Source organism: Geodermatophilus amargosae, from assembly GCF_900116515.1.
GTDB lineage: Bacteria > Actinomycetota > Actinomycetes > Mycobacteriales > Geodermatophilaceae > Geodermatophilus > Geodermatophilus amargosae.
This window is the reverse complement of sequence record NZ_FPBA01000009.1, coordinates 21,258-42,212: the sequence shown is the minus strand read 5'-3', so window position 1 is coordinate 42,212 and position 20,955 is coordinate 21,258. Positions and strand designations below refer to the sequence as shown.

Annotated in this window: 20 protein-coding genes; 15 read left to right on the top strand and 5 right to left on the bottom strand. The window is 75.2% G+C overall.

Annotation, left to right across the window (positions count from 1 at the left end; all coding sequences use genetic code 11):
• Positions 1–56: 56 nt before the first annotated feature.
• A complete protein-coding gene (locus BM414_RS13585) occupies positions 57–992 on the top strand; it encodes a tyrosine recombinase XerC (RefSeq protein WP_093579978.1) in 936 nt (311 codons plus the stop codon).
• A 74-nt stretch (positions 993–1,066) separates the two neighbouring features.
• Positions 1,067–1,870, top strand: a complete 804-nt coding sequence (gene whiG, locus BM414_RS13580) for an RNA polymerase sigma factor WhiG (RefSeq protein WP_093579977.1) — start codon at positions 1,067–1,069, stop codon at positions 1,868–1,870.
• Positions 1,871–1,917: 47 nt separating this feature from the next.
• Here whiG and BM414_RS13575 read toward each other — a convergent pair whose 3' ends face one another.
• Positions 1,918–2,421: a M23 family metallopeptidase gene (locus BM414_RS13575; RefSeq protein ID WP_175551585.1), complete on the bottom strand. Its 504-nt coding sequence runs from the start codon at positions 2,419–2,421 to the stop codon at positions 1,918–1,920.
• Positions 2,422–2,723: 302 nt separating this feature from the next.
• Here BM414_RS13575 and rpsB point away from each other — a divergent pair, with 302 nt between their 5' ends.
• From rpsB to BM414_RS13545, 5 genes are all read left to right on the top strand, one after another.
• Complete coding sequence (gene rpsB / locus BM414_RS13570) at positions 2,724–3,671, top strand: 30S ribosomal protein S2 (RefSeq protein ID WP_093579976.1); 948 nt, start codon at positions 2,724–2,726, stop codon at positions 3,669–3,671.
• Positions 3,672–3,763: 92 nt separating this feature from the next.
• Positions 3,764–4,579, top strand: coding sequence for a translation elongation factor Ts (gene tsf / locus BM414_RS13565; RefSeq protein ID WP_093579975.1), 816 nt, complete (start codon positions 3,764–3,766; stop codon positions 4,577–4,579).
• 153 nt (positions 4,580–4,732) lie between these two features.
• A complete protein-coding gene (gene pyrH, locus BM414_RS13560) occupies positions 4,733–5,521 on the top strand; it encodes a UMP kinase (protein WP_093579974.1) in 789 nt (262 codons plus the stop codon).
• Positions 5,522–5,593: 72 nt separating this feature from the next.
• Entirely contained in the window at positions 5,594–6,151 is a 558-nt protein-coding gene (gene frr, locus BM414_RS13555; protein WP_093579973.1) for a ribosome recycling factor, read from the top strand.
• A 21-nt stretch (positions 6,152–6,172) separates the two neighbouring features.
• A complete protein-coding gene (locus BM414_RS13545) occupies positions 6,173–7,405 on the top strand; it encodes a phosphatidate cytidylyltransferase (protein WP_245784707.1) in 1,233 nt (410 codons plus the stop codon).
• Between the two features lie 67 nt (positions 7,406–7,472).
• Here BM414_RS13545 and BM414_RS13540 read toward each other — a convergent pair whose 3' ends face one another.
• Genes BM414_RS13540 through BM414_RS13530 form a run of 3 tightly spaced genes read right to left on the bottom strand, consistent with a single transcriptional unit; the run spans position 7,473 to position 9,990 of the window.
• Complete coding sequence (locus BM414_RS13540; protein ID WP_093579972.1) at positions 7,473–8,552, bottom strand: GNAT family N-acetyltransferase; 1,080 nt, start codon at positions 8,550–8,552, stop codon at positions 7,473–7,475.
• Positions 8,549–9,313 (bottom strand): polyphosphate kinase 2 family protein, encoded by a 765-nt coding sequence (locus BM414_RS13535; RefSeq protein ID WP_093579971.1) that lies wholly within the window; start codon positions 9,311–9,313, stop codon positions 8,549–8,551. The genes BM414_RS13540 and BM414_RS13535 overlap by 4 nt, the downstream gene beginning before the upstream one ends.
• A 32-nt stretch (positions 9,314–9,345) precedes the next feature.
• Positions 9,346–9,990: a TrmH family RNA methyltransferase gene (locus tag BM414_RS13530; protein ID WP_245784706.1), complete on the bottom strand. Its 645-nt coding sequence runs from the start codon at positions 9,988–9,990 to the stop codon at positions 9,346–9,348.
• Positions 9,991–10,116: 126 nt separating this feature from the next.
• Between BM414_RS13530 and BM414_RS13525 the strand changes: the two genes are divergently transcribed.
• From BM414_RS13525 to BM414_RS13515, 3 genes are all read left to right on the top strand, one after another.
• The gene (locus BM414_RS13525; RefSeq protein WP_093579969.1) at positions 10,117–11,499 is read left to right on the top strand and encodes a hypothetical protein; all 1,383 of its coding nucleotides are present in this window, start codon (positions 10,117–10,119) and stop codon (positions 11,497–11,499) included.
• Positions 11,500–11,561: 62 nt separating this feature from the next.
• Positions 11,562–12,737, top strand: coding sequence for a dual-specificity RNA methyltransferase RlmN (gene rlmN / locus BM414_RS13520; RefSeq protein WP_093579968.1), 1,176 nt, complete (start codon positions 11,562–11,564; stop codon positions 12,735–12,737).
• An 8-nt stretch (positions 12,738–12,745) separates the two neighbouring features.
• Positions 12,746–13,480, top strand: a complete 735-nt coding sequence (locus tag BM414_RS13515; protein WP_245784705.1) for a VIT1/CCC1 transporter family protein — start codon at positions 12,746–12,748, stop codon at positions 13,478–13,480.
• 111 nt (positions 13,481–13,591) lie between these two features.
• Here BM414_RS13515 and BM414_RS13510 read toward each other — a convergent pair whose 3' ends face one another.
• On the bottom strand, positions 13,592–13,912 hold the full coding sequence (locus BM414_RS13510) for a DUF2631 domain-containing protein (RefSeq protein ID WP_245784704.1): 321 nt from the start codon (positions 13,910–13,912) through the stop codon (positions 13,592–13,594).
• 115 nt (positions 13,913–14,027) lie between these two features.
• Between BM414_RS13510 and dxr the strand changes: the two genes are divergently transcribed.
• From dxr to BM414_RS13485, 5 genes are all read left to right on the top strand, one after another.
• Positions 14,028–15,230 carry a 1-deoxy-D-xylulose-5-phosphate reductoisomerase gene (gene dxr / locus BM414_RS13505; RefSeq protein ID WP_093579966.1) on the top strand — a complete coding sequence of 401 codons (1,203 nt, stop codon included), beginning with the start codon at positions 14,028–14,030 and terminating at the stop codon, positions 15,228–15,230.
• A gap of 38 nt (positions 15,231–15,268) precedes the next feature.
• Positions 15,269–16,615, top strand: a complete 1,347-nt coding sequence (locus tag BM414_RS13500) for a M50 family metallopeptidase (protein WP_245784703.1) — start codon at positions 15,269–15,271, stop codon at positions 16,613–16,615.
• Between the two features lie 41 nt (positions 16,616–16,656).
• Entirely contained in the window at positions 16,657–17,835 is a 1,179-nt protein-coding gene (gene ispG, locus BM414_RS13495) for a flavodoxin-dependent (E)-4-hydroxy-3-methylbut-2-enyl-diphosphate synthase (RefSeq protein ID WP_093579965.1), read from the top strand.
• A 27-nt stretch (positions 17,836–17,862) separates the two neighbouring features.
• On the top strand, positions 17,863–18,714 hold the full coding sequence (locus tag BM414_RS13490; protein WP_093579964.1) for a GNAT family N-acetyltransferase: 852 nt from the start codon (positions 17,863–17,865) through the stop codon (positions 18,712–18,714).
• Between the two features lie 109 nt (positions 18,715–18,823).
• Positions 18,824–20,731, top strand: a complete 1,908-nt coding sequence (locus BM414_RS13485; RefSeq protein WP_093579963.1) for a penicillin-binding transpeptidase domain-containing protein — start codon at positions 18,824–18,826, stop codon at positions 20,729–20,731.
• Positions 20,732–20,955 lie beyond the last annotated feature (224 nt).

Genomic DNA, 20,955 nt, shown 5'->3' with positions numbered 1-20,955 from the left:
ACGACCGACCGGCGCGGCGCCTTGACCGGCGGTCGGCGCCGTCGGACGGTCGGACCGTGACCGCCCGGACCGCCGACGCCCGCGCCACGCTGCCGCCCGCGCTGGCCGCCGCGCTCGAGGGCTACGAGCGGGCGCTGCGCGACGAGCGGGACCTCTCCGCGCACACCGTCCGCGGCTACCTCACCGACGCCGTCTGGCTGCTGGACCACCTCGCCCGCCGTGGCGGCACCCGGGTCGACGAGCTCGACCTGGCCGCCCTGCGCAGCTGGCTCGCCCAGGGTCGCACCAAGGGCGCCAGCCGCGCGACCACCGCCCGCCGCGCCGCCGCCGCGCGGTCGTTCACTGCCTGGCTGCGCCGCTCGGGGCACACCCCGGAGGACGTCGGCCTGCGGCTGGTCAGCCCCAAGGCGCACCGGACGCTGCCCGACGTGCTCGCTCCCGACCAGGCGCGCACCGTCGTCGAGTCGACCGCCGGCGCCGAGGACCCGGTGGGCCTGCGCGACGCCGTGGTCCTCGAGCTGCTGTACGCCAGCGGCATCCGGGTCAGCGAGCTGGTCGGACTCGACGTCGACGACGTCGACCGCGGCCGGCGGCTGCTGCGGGTCCTCGGCAAGGGCCGCAAGGAGCGCAGCGTGCCCTACGGCGCGCCGGCCGAGCAGGCGCTCGACGCGTGGCTGACCCGGGGCCGCCCGGCCCTGGCGACCTCCGGCTCCGGCCCGGCGCTGCTGCTCGGCGCCCGCGGCCGGCGGCTCGACCCGCGCGAGGCCCGCCGCACGGTGCACGCCGCGGTCGCCCGCGCGCCCGGCGCCCCCGACGTCGGCCCGCACGGCCTGCGGCACTCCGCGGCGACCCACGTCCTCGAGGGCGGCGCCGACCTGCGCTCCGTCCAGGAGCTGCTCGGCCACGCTAGCCTCGCGACGACGCAGATCTACACACACGTGACCGTCGAGCGGCTGCGAGCGGTGCACGCGCAGGCGCACCCGCGGGCCTGAGCCCCGCGCCCACCAGCCAGACAGTCCGAGGGGTCCTGCGGGACCCGAGCCACCACGAAGCGGGGAGAGCCGACGTGCCCGAGGCGACCATCCACCGGATCGGCGGGGAGTCCGAGGAGGACGCCGACGCCGCGCTGCTCGAGCTCTGGACCCAGTACGTCGCCGACCGGGCGCCCGGCCTGCGGGACCGGCTGATCCTCCACTACGCCCCGCTCGTGAAGTACGTCGCCGGCCGGGTCGGCAGCGGCCTGCCGGCGCACGTCGAGCAGGCCGACCTGGTCTCCTACGGCACCTTCGGGCTCATCGACGCGATCACCCGCTACCAGCCCTCGCGCGAGGTGAAGTTCGAGAGCTACGCGATGGCCCGCATCCGCGGCGCGATCATCGACGAGCTGCGCAGCACCGACTGGATCCCGCGGTCGGTCCGCATGCGCGCCCGGCAGTTCGAGCGGACGGTCGCCGCGCTGGAGAACCAGCTCCGGCGCAGCCCGACCGACGAGGAGATCGCGGCGGCGATGGAGATGGACGTCGAGGAGGTGCGCAAGTTCCTCGGCCAGCTCTCCCTGGTCAACGTGGTCGCCCTCGACGAGCTGCTCACCGACGACGACGGCGGCGCCCCGCGGCTGGTCGACACCCTGCGGGACGCCAACGCCCTCGACCCGCAGGCGATGGCCGAGCACGGCGAGGCCCGCCAGCTGCTCGCCCGCGCCGTCGAGCAGCTCCCCGAGCGGGAGAAGGTCGTGGTCAGCCTCTACTACTTCGAGGGCCTGACCCTGGCCGACATCGGCCGCGTCCTCGGCGTGACCGAGAGCCGGATCTGCCAGCTGCACACCAAGGCGGTCCTGCACCTGCGCACGAAGCTCGTCGACATCGCCTGACCTCCGGGACGGGCGTCGTCGAGCACCCCACCGGGGTGCCCACGGGGTCAGCCGAGCGGTAGCAGCCGGACCTGCGGCGGGCGCAGCAGCGACAGCGGGTCGAGGTAGACCTCGCCGCGGCGCAGGCCCCAGTGCAGGCACGCGGCGGCCGGGCACCCCTCGTGACCGGCCAGCAGCGTCCCGAGCGGCGAGCCGCGGGACACCGCCTGCCCGGCCGCGACGGCGGGGTCGACCGGCTCGTACGTCGTCCGCAGCCCGCCGGTGTGGTCGACGCTGACCACCGGCCGCCCCGCCACCATCCCGGCGAAGACGACGACGCCGTCCCCGGCCGCCGCGACGACGCCGCCGGGGACGCCGGCCAGGTCGGCGCCGCGGTGGCCGGGACCGTAGGGCGAGGGTGGGGGAGCGAACGGCCGGGTGACCTCCGGCGGGTCGCCGAGCGGCGACGTCCACGGCACGGGGACCCGGGCGGCCGGCTCGGCGACCGCGGTGGCGGGGGCGAGCACGGCGGCGCAGGCCAGCAGGACGACGAGGAGCAGACGGGCGGGCACGCCGCCGAGCCTCGCCGTCGCCGCGTCCGGATCGGTCCCGGACCGCGGACCTGTGGACGGTCGCGACGGCGGGGGAGGAGCGCTGGGTGCACCGCGTATGCTGAGCGGTGCGACCCGTCTGCACGGGTCGACTCCGCGCGTCCTCCCTCCCGCCCCAGCGGCGGGGCAGCCCCACCTCGGTCCCGGTCCTCCCGGGTCGGTGGCGCCGCGGGACGCCAGGGCGGGACACCACCCGGTGCCCGCGTCAACCGAGGAGCGCGGCCGTCGTGCGGTCGCGCGTGAGCAGGAGAGGCTGCGGCCACATGGCAGTCGTCAGCATGAAGCAGCTGCTCGACAGCGGCGTCCACTTCGGGCACCAGACCCGTCGCTGGAACCCGAAGATGAAGCGCTTCATCTTCACCGAGCGCAACGGCATCTACATCATCGACCTGCAGCAGACGCTGGGCTACATCGACTCGGCCTACGAGTTCGTGAAGCAGACCGTCGCGCACGGCGGCTCGATCATGTTCGTCGGGACCAAGCGCCAGGCGCAGGAGGTCGTCGCCGAGCAGGCGCAGCGCGTCGGCATGCCCTACGTCAACCAGCGCTGGCTGGGCGGCATGCTCACCAACTTCCAGACGGTGCACAAGCGGCTCCAGCGGCTCAAGGAGCTCGAGGACATGGAGCAGACCGGCGTGCTGGTCAGCCTGTCCAAGAAGGAGCAGCTGGTCCTCAGCCGCGAGAAGGCCAAGCTCGAGCGCAGCCTCGGCGGCATCCGCGACATGTCGAAGGTCCCGAGCGCCATCTGGATCATCGACACCAAGAAGGAGCACATCGCCGTCGGCGAGGCCCGCAAGCTGGGCATCCCGGTCGTCGCGATCCTCGACACCAACTGCGACCCCGACGAGGTCGACTACAAGATCCCGGGCAACGACGACGCGATCCGCAGCATCGCCGTGCTGACCCGCGTGGTCGCCGACGCCGTTGCCGAGGGGCTCATGGCCCGCTCGGCCGCCCAGGCCAACGCCGGTCGCGAGGACGGTGCCGAGCCGGCCATCGGCGAGGCGGAGCCGCTGCCGGACTGGGAGCGCGAGCTGCTCACCGGCCAGGCCGACGCCGCCCCGGCCGAGGCTGCGCCGGCCGAGGTGGCCCCGCTGCCGGAGACGCCGGTCGCCCCGCCGGCCGTCACCGCCGAGGAGATCGCGCCGGTCGCGGGCGTGCCCGCCACCGGCGACACCGCCACCGGCACCCAGGGCGCCCAGAACGGCTGACCCGACGGCGCCGCCGTCCGCGCCCCGACGGGGTGCAGGCGGCGGCGCCGCGGCACGTCCGCACCACCCATCCAGACCCGTGAGGAAGTGACATGCCCGCCTTCACCGCTGCCGACGTCAAGCGCCTCCGCGACGCCACCGGCGCCGGCATGATGGACGCCAAGAAGGCCCTGACCGAGGCCGACGGCGAGTACGACAAGGCCATCGAGCTGCTGCGCATCAAGGGTGCCAAGGACGTCGGCAAGCGCCTCGAGCGCTCCACGACCAACGGCATCGTCGTCAGCAAGCACGGCGCCCTGCTCGAGCTCGACTGCGAGACCGACTTCGTCGCCAAGAACGCCGACTTCGTCGCCCTCGCCGAGCGCCTGATCGAGATCGTCCTCGAGCAGTCGCCGAACGACCTCGACACGCTGATGGCCACCGAGGTCGACGGCCAGACCGTCGCCAAGCTGATCGAGTCCGAGTCCGCCCGCATCGGCGAGAAGCTCGTGCTCGCCCGCTTCGCCACCTTCGAGGGCCCGACCGCGGTCTACCTGCACAAGCGGGCCACCGACCTGCCCCCGGCCATCGGGGTCGCCGTCCAGTACCAGGGCGGCGACGAGGAGGCCGCGCGGTCGCTGGCGATGCACATCGCCGCCGCGCGCCCGCGCTACCTCAGCCGCGAGGAGGTCCCGGCCGAGGCGGTCGAGACCGAGCGGCGCGTGGCCGAGCAGACCGCCAAGGAGGAGGGCAAGCCCGAGCAGGCGATCGTCAAGATCGTCGAGGGCCGGGTCAACGCCTACTACAAGGACTTCGTCCTGCTCGAGCAGCCATCGATCACCGAGCCCAAGCGCACGGTGAAGCAGATCGTCGACGAGGCCGGCCTGACCGTGCAGCGGTTCGCCCGCTTCGAGGTCGGCCAGGCCTGAGCGACACACCGCACCGAGGCACGCACACCGAGGCAACGCACACCGGCTCCGTCCCCGCACAGGGACGGGGCCGGTGGTGTGTCCGGCCCCGGCTGGCGCGCCGGGCGCCGTTTGGCAGGATCAGGAGAACGACGTCGAGCGAGGGATGAGCAGTTGACCGAGACCGCCACGACGCAGCACCCGGCCGCAGCGCACCCGCCGCTCTCGGCCCCCAGCGCCTTCCAGCCCGCCGACGGCGACGGCTACCAGCGGGTGCTGCTCAAGCTCTCCGGCGAGGCGTTCGGCGGCGGCAGCGTCGGTGTCGACGGCGGCATCGTGCACAGCATCGCCGAGCAGCTCGCCGGTGTCGTCCACGGCGGCACCCAGGTCGCCGTCGTCGTCGGAGGCGGCAACTTCTTCCGCGGCGCCGAGCTCGCCGAGGCCGGCATGGACCGCAGGCACGCCGACTACATGGGCATGCTGGGTACGGTCATGAACGCCCTGGCGCTGCAGGCGTTCTGCGAGCAGGTGGGCCTGGAGACCCGGGTGCAGACGGCGATCACCATGGGCCAGGTCGCCGAGCCCTACATCCCGCGCAAGGCGGTCCGGCACATGGAGAAGGGCCGGCTGGTCATCTTCGGCGCCGGAGCCGGCATGCCGTACTTCTCCACCGACACCGTCGCCGCCCAGCGTGCCCTGGAGATCGGCTGCCAGGTGCTGCTCATGGCCAAGAACGGTGTCGACGGCGTCTACGACGACGACCCGCGCACCAACCCCGCGGCGACGATGTACGACGACCTGGAGTACGCCACCGTCCTCGCCGACCAGCTCAAGGTCGCCGACGCCACCGCGATCAGCCTGTGCATGGACAACCGGATGCCGATCGTGGTCTTCAACCTGCTGCGCGACGGCAACATCGCCCGCGCCGCGGCGGGTGAGAGGATCGGGACGCTGATCAGCTGAGCGCGCGCCCGCACGCGCACACCGCACCGTAGGACGACGGCGGGGACGATCCCGCTGCAGGAGGAGAGACCCGTGATCGACGACACCCTGCTCGACGCCGAGGAGCGGATGGACAAGGCCCTGTCGGTCGCGCGGGAGGACCTCGGCTCGGTGCGCACCGGCCGCGCAGCCCCCTCGATGTTCAACAAGGTCCTGGTCGACTACTACGGCGCCCCCACGCCGGTGCCGCAGATGTCGTCGATCACGGTGCCCGAGGCGCGCATGGCGGTCATCAAGCCCTACGACATCAGCCAGCTCTCGGCGATCGAGAAGTCCATCCGCGACAGCGACCTGGGCGTCAACCCGACCAACGACGGCCAGATCATCCGTGTGGTGTTCCCGCAGCTCACCGAGGAGCGCCGCCGCGACCTGGTGAAGATGGCCCGGTCGAAGGGCGAGGACGCCAAGGTCGCCATCCGCAACGTCCGCCGCCGGGCCAAGGAGGAGCTCGACCGCATCGCCAAGGACGGCGAGGCCGGCGAGGACGACGTGCGCCGCGCGGAGAAGGAGCTCGACGACCTCACCGCCCAGCACGTCGCGGGCATCGACGAGGCCGTGAAGAACAAGGAGTCCGAGCTGCTCGAGGTCTGAGCCGCTCGCCCGACCCCTGCCATGACCTCCCGTCCCGACGCCGCCGGGGCCGGCCCGTCCGGGGACGCCGACACCGGGCCGATCCCGGTGGTCCGGCGTCCCTCGCCGCCGTCGCCGCAACCGCCGTCGTCGCCGCCCCCCGCCGCCCGGGCCACCGGGCCGATCAGGCCGACGGCGCCGCCGACCAGCCCGATCGCCGCGCCGCAGGCCACGGCGCCCGCGACCCAGGAGATGGCCGCCGCGCCGGCGACCCGGGAGCTCGCCGTCCCGGCGGCGGCCGACGCGGTGACAGACCCCGGAGCGGACACCACCCCGGACACCACCCCGGACACCGCCCCGGACACCGCCCCGGACACCGCCCCTCACGCTGCCCAGCACGCCGGACCGGACATCGGGCCGGTCCCCGGACCGGATCCCGAGCCGGACCTGGTCCCGCCCTCGAGCAGCCGGGCCGGGCGGAACCTGGTCGCCGCCGTCGCCGTGGGCCTGGGTCTGGGCGGGGTCATCATCGCCTCGCTGGTCGTCTACCGGCCGGCGTTCCTGCTGGTCATCGGGGTGGCCATCCCGGTCGGCGTCATCGAGCTGGTCCGCGCCCTGGAGTCCGGTGGTGCCCGTGCACCGCTGCCGCCGCTGCTCGTCGGCACCGTCGCGATGCTCGCCCTGGCCTGGACCCGCGGCCCCGACGGCCTCGTCGTCGGGTTCCTGCTGACCGTCGTCGCGGTGCTGCTGTGGCGGCTCGGGGACGGCCCGGACGACTACCTCCGCGACGCCACCGCCGGCGCGCTGGTCGCCCTCTACGTGCCGCTGCTGGCCGGCTTCGCGGTGCTGCTGCTGGTCCCCGACGACGGCGCCGCACGGGTCCTGGCCTTCATCGCCACCGTGGTCGGCAACGACGTCGGCGGCTACACCGCGGGCGTGCTGTTCGGCCGGCACCCCATGGCGCCCACGGTGAGCCCGAAGAAGTCGTGGGAGGGCATGGCCGGGTCGGTCGTGGCCTGCGTCCTCGTCGCCACGCCGTTCGTCGTGCTCGCCCTCGACGGGCCGTGGTGGGGCGGGGTCCTCGTCGGCGTCGCGCTCGCGGTCACCGCCACGGCGGGCGACCTGGGCGAGTCGCTGATCAAGCGGGACCTCGGCATCAAGGACATGGGCACCCTGCTGCCCGGCCACGGCGGGATCATGGACCGGCTCGACAGCCTGCTGCCGTCGGCCGCGGTGTCCTACCTGCTGCTGTCCTGGGTCGCGCCCCCGCTCTGACGGAGGACCTCCTCCCCACCCCCGCGAGCTCGGGGCGGTGCCCTGGAGGAGACCGTGCTGAGCGGACCTACGGGCTGACCACTTCCCAGGTCGACCCGACCGTCGCGAAGCCGCGGCGGGCGTACCAGTGCCGCGGCCAGTCGCGCGCGTCGGCCTCGAGGACCACGAGGTCGCAGCCGGCGTCCGCGGCGAGCCCGACCAGCCGGGCGAGGACGGCGGCGGCGTGGCCCCGCCCGCGGGCGGACGGCTCGGTCATCACCGACTCGACCACCGCCGTCGCGCCGTCGACCCGCAGCTGTCCGGCCGCCACCACCCGGCCGTCCTCCCGAGCCGCCACGTCGGTGACCGCGACGACGGGGTCGTTGTGCTGCTCGCGGCCCACGAGCTGCCGCACCACCTCGTCGAGGTCGGGCATCCCCGCCAGGCCGGCCCGCCAGCCGGCCTCCCACAGCGGGTGCACGTCGGTCTGGGCGACGACCTCCGCCCGCTCGCCGCCGGGCAGCCGGGCGGCGGCGGGCCGCGCCATCACCAGCAGCTCCTCGGCCTCCCAGCCGGCGGCAGCCAGCTCGGCGGCGACCGCGCCGGCGCCGGGCCAGCGCAGGGTGGCCGGGAGGACCTGCCCGTCGACGACGTCGCCGGCCGCCCGCGCCACCGTGCCGGCGTCGACGGGGCCGTCCAGCAGCAGCCGGTTGTGGTCCCGCGAGTACGGGAAGCGCGCGTCGAGGACGGCGACCCCGCCGGGGACGTCGCGCACCTCCGGAGCCCGCCGCGTCCGCAGCGACAGCTGGTGCGCCAGCGCCCGGCCCAGCGCGTCGTCGGGCGCGGGCAGCACCGGCTGCACCGGCGGGCGGTACGGCACGACGGCGACCACCGCGGCCGTCGGCAACGGCCCGTACAGGTGCGGGAAGCGCATGCCGGCGGGGTCGCCGGGGACGCCGGGCTCCTCGACCACCGGGCCGGTCAGGCGTGCGGGGTCGACGACGAGCAGCACCATGTCCGGCCGGCCGGGGAACAGCCGCTCGGCGGGGAGGTGGACCTGCTCCGGGTGCGAGAGGTGCACGAAGGGCGCCCCGGCCGGCTGCAGCGCGCCGGTGGAGAGCGCCGCACGCCAGTCGGCCGGCGTGCAGAGGTGGACGAGGGCGCTCACTCCGGGGGGACGGCGTCGGGGTCGATCCCGCGCGCGGCCAGGGCGGACTCGATCGCCTCGCACACGGTGCGGACCACGGCCACCCGGGCCGTCCGCTTGTCGTCACCGGCGACCAGCGTCCAGCGCCCGGCCGGGTGGTCCGTGCGCGCGAGCATCTCCTCGACGGCGGCCTCGTACGCGGGGCGCTTCTCGCGGTTGCGCCAGTCCTCGTCGGTCAGCTTCCACGCCCGGTACGGGTCGGCGGAGCGCGACTCGAAGCGGCGCATCTGCTCCTCGGGCGAGACGTGCAGCCAGAACTTGACCAGGATCATGCCCTCGGCGGCGAGCGTGGTCTCGAGGTCCACGATCTCGCCGTAGGCCCGCTGCCACGCCTCCTCGGAGGCGAAGCCCTCGACCCGCTCGACGAGCACCCGGCCGTACCAGGTGCGGTCGAGGACGGCCATGCCGCCCCAGCCGGGCAGCACCGGCCAGAACCGCCAGAGGAAGTGGTGCCGCTTCTCGGTGGACGTCGGGGCGGCGAACTGGGCCACCCGGACGTGCCGGGGGTCGAGCTCGTCGACCAGCCGCTTGATCGCCCCGCCCTTGCCCGAGGCGTCCCAGCCCTCGAACAGGACGCACACCGGTGGTCCGAGGGGAGTGCCCAGCTGGCCGCCGAGGAACAGCCGCAGGTGCACGAGCCGCTGCTGGGCCGCGGTCAGCTGTTCCTTCGCCTCGCGCTTGCCGAGTCGCTGGGTCAGGTCCACGTCATCGAGTCGTCCCACCCGGCTGAGCCTGACGCACCGGCCCCCGGCTGTCAGCCCGAGGCGGTCAGGTCGGCGTGCTGCCGGACCCAGGCGTGCATGGCGATGCCCGCGGCGACGCCGGCGTTGATGGAGCGGGTGGAGCCGAACTGCGCGATCGACAGGACGTCCCCGGCCACGGCCCGTGCCTCCGCCGACAGCCCGCTCCCCTCCTGGCCGAACAGGAACACGCAGGCCCGCGGCAGGGGAGCGGTCTCCAGGGGGCGGGCGCCGGGCAGGTTGTCGACGGCGAGCACCGGCAGTCCCTGCCGGCGAGCCCAGGTGCCGAGCGCGGTCGCGTCGGGATGGTGCCGCACGGACAGGTACCGGTCGGTCACCATCGCGCCCCGGCGGTTCCACCGCTTGCGGCCGACGACGTGCACCTCGGCGGCGAGGAACGCGTTGGCCGTGCGCACGACGGTCCCGATGTTCAGGTCGTGCCGCCAGTTCTCGATGGCGACGTGGAAGGCGTGCCGGCGCGGGTCGAGGTCGGCCACGATCGCCTCGACCGTCCAGTAGCGGTACCGGTCGACGACGTTGCGCCGGTCGCCCGAGGCGAGCAGTTCCGGGTCGTAGCGCGGGTCCTGCGGCCACGGCCCTTCCCACGGCCCCACGCCGACCGCGTCGAGCGGGCTGGGGTCGCGATCCGCCTCGGCCACCCGGCCGACGCTAGCGGTCCGCCCGCTCCCGCCCGGCCGCGCCTCCGGCACCCGGCCGGATCCGTCGGGCACGATGACCACTCCACGGGGTGAGCGGAACATGACTTTGAGTGACGGCGAGGTGAGATGGCGGCGCAGCAGGACGACGAGGCGCGCGGCGACCTCGGGGGAGCCGGGAGCCCGATCGACCCGGTGGGGGCGGCGGAGGACTACGCGGTACCCACGGTCGAGGTGTGGCAGGACTGGCTGCCCGGCTGGGTGAACGAGCCGGAGCCGGAGCCGGCCCCGGTGCCGGTGGCCGACGTCCGGGAGGTGGCGCCCGAGACCGACGCCTCCGAGGCCGACGCTCCGGAGGCCGACGCTCCGGAGGAGGCCGACGCTCCGGGGGTCGACGTCCTCGAGGCCGAGACTGTCGAGGACGCCGTGGACGAGGACGTCCTGCCCGAGCAGGTCCCGGCCGCAGACACAGCCCCGGGGGACCACACCCTCGCGGACGACGCTCGCGAAGGCCAGGTGTCCGGTGTCACGGCCCTGGCAGACGTCGCCCTCGAGGATGTCGCGGCGCCGGAGGGACCCGTCCTCGAGGACGACACAGCGGAGCCCCTCACCGCGGAGCCCCTCCCCGCGGAGGACGACGCCTCAGAGGACGACGTCGCCGACGCTGCGGACGACGACGCCGCGGTCCTGCCCGCCCTCGGCTGGGACCCGGCTCCCGAGGCCCACGCGCTCGAGACGGTCCTGGCGGCCGCCGGCCCGGCCGACGTCGGGACCGTGCGCCCTCGGGTCGTCGTCGCACCTCGCGTGCGGCCGCGGCGCCGGCTGGGCGTCACCGCCGTCCTGACGCTCATGGCCGCCGGCGCCGTCGCGGGGGCGGCCCTGGTGGCGGGCTCGTCGTCCGGCGCGGTCCCGACCGCGGCCGTGCAGTCCTCGCCCACGGCGGCTCCCTCGACCCCGCGCACCCCGCCGCCGATCCGGCCGCCGGGGGTCCTCGTCGTCCCGGCCGCGCCGTCGACTCCCGTCCCGCCGCCGGTCGAGCCCGCCCAGGAACTCGTCGTCGCCCCCGCGCCGGTGCCCGCCCGCGCCCCGTCGTCTCCGACGACCCCACCGGCGACGGTCCTGCAGCCGGTACGACAGGTCGTCGTCCCGCCGGCGCCGGCCGCTCTCCCGGCCGCCCCACCCGTGGTGCAGCCGGTCGGGCCTGCGGTCCCCGCCGGGACCGCGGTGGACCCGGTCGTGCCTCCTCCGCCGCCGACCGTGACGCCGGTGGAGGACCCCGTCGTGGAGGAGATCCCCGCACCGACGCCCATCCCGACGACGACCCCCACCCCGACGACGACCCCCACCCCGACGACGGTGCCCACCCCCACGACGGTGCCCACCCCGCCGACGACCCCCGAGCCCACCGACGAGCCCCCGACGGGCACGGACGACGTCGACCAGACCGCCACGCCGACGCCGACGCCGACGACGGCACCGGAGACCACGGTGGCCGGCGGCCGGGGGCGCTGAGCGAGGGACCTCACCCGCGGCGCGGCCCACGCGCCGCGCACGGGTGGGACCATGGACACGCCATGACTGCCCTGCCGCTCGTCCTCGACGCCCCCCGCCGGGGCAAGCCGCCGCGCCACCTCGCCGACCTGACCCGCGAGGAGGCGCGTGCCGCCGTCGCCGGGCTCGGGCAGCCGGCCTTCCGCGCCGACCAGCTCGCCCGGCACTTCTTCCGTGGCACCACCGACCCCGCGCGGATGACCGACGTGCCGGTCGCGGTGCGCGAGACGCTGACCGAGGCCCTGCTCCCGGGGCTGCTCACGCCGGTCCGGCACCAGTCCGCCGACGGCGGCCGCACCCGCAAGACGCTGTGGCGGCTGCACGACGGCGCGCTGGTCGAGAGCGTGCTCATGCGCTACCCCGACCGCGCCACCGTGTGCATCTCCAGCCAGGCCGGCTGCGGCATGGCCTGCCCGTTCTGCGCCACGGGGCAGCAGGGGCTGACCCGCAACCTCTCGGCGGCGGAGATCATCGGGCAGGCGGTCGCGGCCGCTGCGGCCATGGCCTCCGGTGAGATCCCCGGCGGCCCGGGCCGGCTGTCCAACGTCGTCTTCATGGGCATGGGCGAGCCGCTGGCCAACTACGCGCGCGTCCGCCGGACCCTCGACGCGCTGCTGACCCCCGCGCCCTGGGGCCTCGGCCTGTCGCAGCGGTCGGTCACCGTCTCCACGGTGGGCCTGGTGCCGGCCATCCGGCGGCTGACCGAGGAGGACCTGCACGTCACCCTCGCGGTGAGCCTGCACGCCCCCGACGACGAGCTGCGCGACACCCTCGTGCCGATCAACACCCGGCACAAGGTGGCCGAGGTGGTCGACGCCGCCGACGCCTACGCCGCCCGGACCGGCCGCCGGTACTCGGTGGAGTACGCGCTGATCCGCGACGTCAACGACCAGCCCGAGCGCGCCGACCAGCTGGGCCGGCTGCTGGCCGAGCGGCTGGCGCACGTCAACCTCATCCCGCTGAACCCGACGCCGGGCAGCCCCTGGGACGCCAGCCCCCTGCCGGCGCAGCGGGAGTTCGTGGCCCGGCTGCGCGCGCACGGGGTGCCGACGACGGTCCGCGACACCCGCGGCCAGGACATCGACGGCGCCTGCGGGCAGCTCGCGGCTGCCGACCTCGTCGCCGGGGGTGCCGACGGCGTCCCCACGGTCGCCACGCCCACCCCGGCGCTCGAGCCCCCGGTGCCCTTGGGCGCCTAGGCCGACGTGTGACGGCCGGTACCGACGACCGCCCCCAGGGCGAGCCGGCGGCCCTGCACGAGCACCACCACGCCGACGCCTCGGGTGGCTGGCTGCGCGCCGCCGTCTTCGGTGCGATGGACGGGCTGGTCACCAACACCGCCCTCGTCGCCGGCGTCGGCGGTGGGGGAGCGGCGCCCCGCACGATCGTGCTCTCCGGCGTCGCGGGCCTCGTGGCCGGCGCGATCTCGATGGCGCTGGGTGAGTACACGTCGGTGAAGACGCAGAACGAGCAGCTCGAGCTCGAGGTCGCCAAGGAGCGGCGCGAGCTGGAGCACCACCCCGAGGAGGAGCACGCCGAGCTGGTCGGCATGCTGCGCGCCCGCGGCGTCGAGGAGGGGCTGGCCACCGAGGTGGCCACCCAGCTGTCCCGCGACCCGGAGGTGGCGCTGCGGCTGCACGTCCTCGCCGAGCTCGGCGTCAGCCCGGAGGACCAGCCCTCACCGACGACGGCGGCGGTCTCGTCGTTCCTGACCTTCTCGCTGGGCGCGGTGCTGCCGCTGCTGCCCTACCTGCTCGGGCTCTCGCTGCTGTGGGTGGCGCTGCTGTGCGGCGGGCTGGGCCTGGTGGTGGCCGGCGCGCTGTCCTCGCGCTTCACCCCGCGGCCGTGGTGGTTCGCCGGCCTGCGCCAGCTGCTCTTCGGTGCGGTCGCGGCCGGGGCCACCTACCTCATCGGCGCGGCGATCGGCGTCACGACCTCCTAGGACGACCGACGCCCGACCCGGCAGGGAGCCGGATCGGGCGTCGGGCGTTGGGTGGCCTGCCTGCAGGGTCCCGCCGCGAGCCTGCGAGCGGTGGGGGGCAGGGAGGTCCTCCTAGGGACGCCAGGCGGTGCGCTTGCGGCGCAGGTCCCACAGCAGGAGGACGACGAGCCCCGCGGCGATGCCGACGAGCCACAGGTCCTCGAAGCGGGCCTCGTGGTTGCCCCAGAGGTAGGACAGCAGGGCGAGCACGGAGAGCCAGCCGGCGATCTGCGGGGCCTTCCGCATGCGGTGGTGCCAGCCCCAGTCCTCGGGGCGCTCCTCCTCGATCGGGTGGTCGCCGGCGCGGACGATGCCCTCCTCGCGGCCGGGCTGGTTCACCCGCGTGGTCAGCGCGTTGTCCTGACGGACCCCTGGGCCGTGGTGCTCGCTCACGCCCCCCATCCTGCCAGTCCCGCCCGTCGCCCACCGGCCGAGGTCGCGGCGGGTCAGGAAGGCGGGTCGGGCTGCCGTGCGCGCGTGCCGGAGCGCGGGTTGGCAGGATCGCCGCATGAGCGAGCCGCGCGAGGTCACCGTGCTGGGCTCCACCGGCTCGATCGGCCGCCAGGCGATCGCGGTCGCCGAGCAGAACCCCGACCGGCTGCGGATCACCGCGCTGGCCGCCGGCGGGGGCGACGTCGCCCGGCTGGCCGAGCAGGCGCTGACCCTCGGCGTGCGCACGGTGGCGGTGGCCCGGGCGACGGCGGCCCAGGACCTGCAGCTGGCCTTCTACGCGGCGGCCTCGCAGCGCGGCTGGGCGAAGGGGGAGTACGCGCTGCCGGAGATCCTCGCCGGACCGCGTGCCGCCGAGGAGCTCGCCGCCCGCCGCGCCGACGTCGTCCTCAACGGGATCACCGGCTCCGTCGGCCTCGGCCCCACGCTGTCGGCGTTGCGGGCGGGCAACGTCGTCGCCCTGGCGAACAAGGAGTCGCTGGTCGCCGGCGGGGACCTGGTCACCGCCGCGGCCGCCCCCGGCCAGCTGGTGCCGGTGGACTCCGAGCACTCGGCGCTGGCGCAGTGCCTGCGCGGCGGGCACAGGAGCGAGGTGGCCCGGCTGGTGCTCACCGCCAGCGGCGGCCCGTTCCGCGGGCGCGCCGCCACCGACCTCGCCGACGTCACCGTCGAACAGGCGCTCGCGCACCCGACCTGGGACATGGGGCCGGTGGTGACGATCAACTCCGCCACCCTGGTCAACAAGGGCCTGGAGCTGATCGAGGCGCACCTGCTCTTCGGTGTCCCCTACGCCGACATCGACGTCGTGGTGCACCCGCAGTCGATCGTGCACTCGATGGTCACCTTCGCCGACGGCGCCACGATCGCCCAGGCCAGCCCGCCGGACATGCGGCTGCCGATCGCGCTGGCGCTGGCCTGGCCCGACCGGCTGCCGCACGTGCAGCCGGCTCTCGACTGGTCGACGGCCAGCACCTGGGAGTTCGCGCCGCTGGACCCCGACGCGTTCCCGGCGGTGCGGCTCGCGCGCGCGGCGGGGGAGGCCGGCGGCGTCGTCCCGGCGGTCTACAACGCGGCCAACGAGGAGGCGGTCGCGGCGTTCGTGGCGGGGCGCCTGCGTTTCCCGGACGTCGTGGGCCTGGTCGCGCGTACCCTCGACGACGCGCCGGACCTCGGCGCCCCCACCTGCGTGGACGACGTGCTGGCCGCCGAGCGCTGGGCCCGGCAGCACGCCCGCGCCGCCCTTGCCGGAGGCCCGAACTGAGCATCCTGCTGACCGTCCTCGGGATCGCCGCGTTCGCGGTGGGCCTGCTGTTCAGCATCGGCTTCCACGAGTACGGCCACTTCTTCTGGGCGCGGAAGTTCGGCATGCGGGTCCCGCAGTTCATGGTCGGCTTCGGCCCCACGGTGTTCTCCCGCCGCCGCGGCGAGACCGAGTTCGGCATCAAGGCCATCCCGCTGGGCGGCTACATCCGCATCGTCGGCATGATCCCGCCGGCCGAGGAGGGCGAGAGCAAGCGCGCCACCCGCATGCGGAGGTTCATCGCCGAGGTCCGCGGCCAGGCCCTCGACGACGTCCGGCCCAGCGACGCCGGCCGCGTGTTCTACGCCAAGCCCTGGTGGCAGCGCGTGATCGTCATGTTCGCCGGGCCGTTCCACAACCTGGTGCTCGCCGTCGTCTTCTTCGGCATCACGCTGACCGCGATCGGCACCAACGTCATCACCACCCAGCTCGACACGGTGCCGGCGTGCGTCGTCCCGGCCGGCGCGCGGAGCATCGCCCTCGCCGAGGAGCAGGACCGGGACGTCTGCGGCATCCCGATCGTCACCAGCGGCGCCGACGCCGGGCAGGTCTGCGGGGAGGGCACCCCCGGGTGCGCGCGGCCGGTGGCCAGCCCCGCCGCCGAGGCCGGCCTGCGGCCGGGCGACACGATCGTGGCGGTCGACGGGCAGCAGGTCGACCCCACCGCCTACGACAGCTGGACGACGGTGCAGCAGGCGATCCGCGGCTCGGCCGGGCAGTCGCTGTCGCTCACCGTGGAGCGCGACGGGGCGCAGCGCGAGCTCACCGTCACACCGATCGAGAACGTCGTCGCCACCGACGACGGCGAGGGCACGATGACCGCCGGATACCTCGGCGTCAGCCCGGTGTTCGGGTTCGCCCGCCAGTCGGCCGGTGACCTGCCCGGCTACTTCGGGATGGTCGTGTCCCAGTCGGTGCAGCGGCTGCTGGAGATCCCCGAGCGGGTGCCGCAGCTGTTCCGGGCGGCGTTCCTCGGCGAGGAGCGCGACGTCAACGGCCCGATCGGCGTGGTCGGCGTGGGCCGCATCTCCGGCGAGGTGTTCGCCATCCAGGAGTTCAGCGGCGCCGAGAAGCTGAGCTTCTTCCTCAGCCTCCTGGCCAGCGTCAACCTGGTGCTGTTCCTGTTCAACCTGGTGCCGATCTACCCGCTCGACGGCGGGCACGTGGCCGGGGCGGTCTACGAGAAGCTGCGCTCGGTGGTCGCCCGCTGGCGCGGCCGTCCCGATCCCGGCCCCTTCGACATCGCCCGGCTCATGCCGGTCGCCTACCTCGTCGCGGGCCTGTTCATCGCGCTGTCGGGGCTGCTGCTCATCGCCGACGTCGTCAACCCCATCACACTGCAGTAGCCGACGGCGCCGACCCCGTGCATGCGGGGATACTCGAGGTCATGGCCATCCCCGTCGCCCTCGGCATGCCCGCCGCGCCCCCGCCCGTCCTGGCACCGCGCCGGAAGACGCGGCAGCTGGACGTGGGCGGCGTGGGCGTCGGCAGCGACTCCCCGGTCAGCGTGCAGTCGATGACGACCACCAAGACCGCCGACATCAACGCCACGCTCCAGCAGATCGCCGAGCTCACCGCCTCGGGCTGCCAGATCGTGCGGGTCGCCGTCCCCGACACCGACGACGCCGAGGCGCTGCCGATCATCGCGAGGAAGTCGCAGATCCCGGTCATCGCCGACATCCACTTCCAGCCGCGGTACGTGTTCGCCGCGATCGACGCCGGCTGCGCGGCGGTCCGGGTGAACCCCGGCAACATCAAGAAGTTCGACGACAAGGTCGGCGAGATCGCCAGGGCGGCCAAGGGCGCCGGCATCCCGATCCGCATCGGCGTCAACGCCGGGTCGCTGGACAAGCGGCTGCTGGCCAAGTACGGCAAGGCCACGCCCGAGGCGCTGGTCGAGTCGGCGCTGTGGGAGTGCTCGCTGTTCGAGGAGCACGACTTCCGCGACATCAAGATCTCGGTCAAGCACAACGACCCGGTGGTCATGGTGCGGGCCTACGAGCTGCTGGCCGCGCAGTGCGACTACCCGCTGCACCTGGGCGTCACCGAGGCCGGCCCCGCGTTCCAGGGGACGATCAAGTCCGCCGTCGCCTTCGGCGCGCTGCTGTCCCAGGGCATCGGCGACACGATCCGCGTCTCCCTCTCCGCCCCGCCGGTCGAGGAGGTCAAGGTCGGCACCCAGATCCTCGAGTCGCTGAACCTGCGCCAGCGCGGCCTGGAGATCGTCAGCTGCCCCTCGTGCGGGCGCGCGCAGGTCGACGTCTACAAGCTCGCCGACGAGGTGACCGCCGGCCTCGACGGGCTCGAGGTGCCGCTGCGGGTGGCCGTCATGGGCTGCGTCGTCAACGGCCCCGGTGAGGCCCGCGAGGCCGACCTGGGCGTGGCCTCCGGAAACGGCAAGGGCCAGATCTTCGTGAAGGGCGAGGTCGTCAAGACGGTGCCCGAGTCGCAGATCGTCGAGACGCTGATCGAGGAGGCTCTGCGCCTCGCCGCCGCCCAGCCCCCCGCCGGCGAGCACACCGCCGCCGACGTCCCCTCGGGCCCGCCCGTCGTCACCGTCAGCTGACCCCGCCCCCTCTCCCCGGGTCCGACCGTGCTCCGCTCGCCGACCGCCCGCGTCCTCGACGAGACCGACGAGCCGGCCGTGCGCCGGCTGCTGGCCGCCGACCCCGTCGCGGCCTGCGTGCTCGCCGGGCGCATCGAGGTGGCCGGCACTGCGCCGACCTCCCTCGGCGCCCCCCTGTGGGGCATCGGCAGCGGCCGCAGCCTCGACGCGGTCTGCCTGGCCGGGGCGAACCTCATCCCGTTCGCCGTCCCCGGCGCGGAGCGGGCCGCGGCGGTCGCCTTCGCCGAGCGCGCGCGCCGGGCCGGCCGGCGGTGCTCGACGATCGTCGGGCCGGCCGCGGCGGTCGACCCGCTGTGGGAGCTGCTCGAGCCCTCCTGGGGCCCGGCCCGCGACCACCGCCCCCGGCAGCCGTTGATGGCCATCGAGGGGCCACCCGCGGTCGCCCCGGAGCCGCGCGTCCGTCCGGTCCGGCCGCGCGAGGTCGACGTGCTGCTGCCCGCCGCGGTGGCGATGTTCACCGAGGAGGTCGGCGTCAGCCCGCTGCGGGTCGACGGCGGCGTCGGCTACCGGGCGCGGGTCGAGGACCTGGTCCGCGCCGGGCAGTCGCTGGCCTGGATCGAGGACGGCCGGGTGCTGTTCAAGGCCGAGATCGGCGCGGTGTCGCGCGCCGCCTGCCAGGTGCAGGGCGTGTGGACCGCTCCGGAGTGGCGTGGCCGCGGGATCGGCGCCGCCGGGATGGCCGCCGTCGTCGAGTACGCCCGCACCAGCATCGCCCCGGTCGTCAGCCTCTACGTCAACGACTACAACGCCCCGGCCCGAGCGGTGTACACCCGGGTCGGCTTCCGCGAGGTCGGCCGCTACGCGAGCGTCCTGTTCTGAGGACCTCCCTGCTCCCCGTCACTCGCACGCTCGCGACGGGTCCCTGCAGGGAGGCCGTTCCAGCACGTCGCCATCGGATCGTCGCCGCGGTCTGACAGGGTGTCCCGACGTGGCAGCACGACGCACGGCGGTCCTCGGCACGGTCCTGACCCTCCTCTCCGCCCCCGCCCTGGCGGCCTGTTCCGGCAGCTCCGACGACGACGTCCGCGCCGCCGCGCAGGCCTTCCTCGACGACTGGTCGGGCGGGGACACCGGTGCCGCGGCCGCCGCGACCACCGACCCCGACGCGGCCGGCGCGCTGCTCGAGCAGACCGCCGCCGACCTGCCCGGCGCCACGCTCGGCGCCGAGCTCGGCGCGGTCACCGTCGAGGACGGCACCGCCACCGCCGCGTGGACCGCCACCTGGGACCTCGACGCCGCTCCGGACTGGACCTACGACGCCACCCTGGAGCTGCGCGACGGGGACGGGGACGGCGCCGACGCCTGGCAGGTGGTCGCCGAGCCCACCGTCGTGCACCCGGAGCTGGGGGAGGGCCAGCGCCTGCTCCTGGCCCGCGCCCTGCCCGAGCGCGCCGCGGTCACCGACGCCGCCGGCACGCCGCTGTTCGCCCCCACCGAGGTCGTCAACGTCGGCGTCGACACCGGCCAGGTCACCGACCTGCCCGCGCTCGCCTCCGCGCTGTCGGCGGCCACCGGCGTCGCGGCCGAGGAGATCACCGCCGACGTGCAGGCCGCGCCGCCCGGCCAGTTCGTCCCGGTCATCGCGCTGCGCCGCCCGGCGTTCGAGGCCATCCGCGCGCAGGTCTTCGACCTGCCCGGCGCCGTCTTCCCCACCGAGACGCGCCTGCTCCCGCCCTCGACCGGGTTCGCCTCCGCACTGCTCGGCCGGGTCGGCGAGGCCACCGCCGAGGTGATCGAGGAGACGACCACCGACGGGGTGGCCGCCTACGCCGGCGGTGACCAGCTGGGCCTGTCGGGTCTGCAGCGCGCCTTCCAGGAGCAGCTCACCGGCACGCCCGGCTTCACCGTCTCGGTGGTCAGCGCCGACGAGTCCACCGGTGACGCCGGCCGGCAGGTCGCCGCCGTCGACCCGGCCGCCGGCCGTCCGATCCAGACGCCGCTGGTCCGCGTGCTGCAGGACGCCGCCGACGGCGCCGTCGCCACCCAGCCGCTGGCCACCCACCTGGTCGTCGTGCGGCCCGGCACGGGCGAGATCCTGGCCGTCTCCTCCAACGGGGCCGCCGTGGCCGGCAACGCGCTGACCGGCCAGTACCCGCCGGGCTCGAGCATGAAGACCATCACGGCGACGGCACTGCTCTCCACCGGCGGGCTCACCCCGGACACCCCGGTCACCTGCCCGGGGACGACGGTCGTCGAGGGCCGCGAGTTCGAGAACCAGGACCAGTTCGACCTCGGCACCGTGCCCTTCACCGAGGCCTTCGCCGAGTCCTGCAACACGACGTTCATCCAGGCCGGCCTGCAGCTGCCCGACGACGCCCTCGCCGCGGCGGCCGCGTCCTACGGCGTGGGCAGCGACTGGCAGCTGCCGGTCGACGTCTTCAGCGGCAGCGTCCCGGCCGACTCGACCGGCACCACCAAGGCGGCGGACACGATCGGCCAGGGCCAGGTGCTCATGAGCCCGGCGCAGCTGGCACTCGTGGCCGCGGGTGTCGCCAGCGGCACTCCGGCCGCCCCGGTCGAGGTCGTCGGCGGCGACCCGGCCGGGCCGGCGCCGGCCGGTCCGGGCCGGGCGGTGCTCGACCAGCTGCGGCCGCTGATGCGGCAGGTCGTGCTCACCGGGACCGCCGAGGCGCTGGCCGACCGCGGGGAGGTCTACGGCAAGACGGGCACCGCCGAGTACGGCAGCAACACCCCGCCGGACGCGCACGGCTGGTTCATGGGCTACCAGCTGGCCGGCCCGCAGGGCGACATCGCCTTCGCGGTGCTCGTCGAGGGCGGCGGGTCCAGCAGCGTCGCCGTCGCCGTGACCGACGCCTTCCTCGGCGCCCTGGGATGACGGGCGCCGCCGCTCGGGCCGAGGCGATGGGGCGGCCGACGGCGAGCGCGTCGCGGACGGCCGGGTCGAGCGCGGAACAGGCCGCGTCGGGCTCCGCGCCCACCGCGTCCAGCACGCTGCTGGAGAAGCAGCGGGCCGCCGCGGTCAGGACGACGTCGAGGATCTCGGCGTCGTCCAGGCCCAGTCCGCGCACCTCGGCGAGGTCGTCCTCGGTCATGCGGGCG

Coding starts and splice junctions, on each gene's coding strand:
- dxr (WP_093579966.1), top strand. CDS start 14,028: ATGAGCGAGCCGCGCGAGGTCACCGTGCTGGGCTCCACCGGCTCGATC.
- ispG (WP_093579965.1), top strand. CDS start 16,657: ATGGCCATCCCCGTCGCCCTCGGCATGCCCGCCGCGCCCCCGCCCGTC.
- rpsB (WP_093579976.1), top strand. CDS start 2,724: ATGGCAGTCGTCAGCATGAAGCAGCTGCTCGACAGCGGCGTCCACTTC.
- rlmN (WP_093579968.1), top strand. CDS start 11,562: ATGACTGCCCTGCCGCTCGTCCTCGACGCCCCCCGCCGGGGCAAGCCG.
- BM414_RS13545 (WP_245784707.1), top strand. CDS start 6,173: ATGACCTCCCGTCCCGACGCCGCCGGGGCCGGCCCGTCCGGGGACGCC.
- tsf (WP_093579975.1), top strand. CDS start 3,764: ATGCCCGCCTTCACCGCTGCCGACGTCAAGCGCCTCCGCGACGCCACC.
- BM414_RS13525 (WP_093579969.1), top strand. CDS start 10,117: ATGGCGGCGCAGCAGGACGACGAGGCGCGCGGCGACCTCGGGGGAGCC.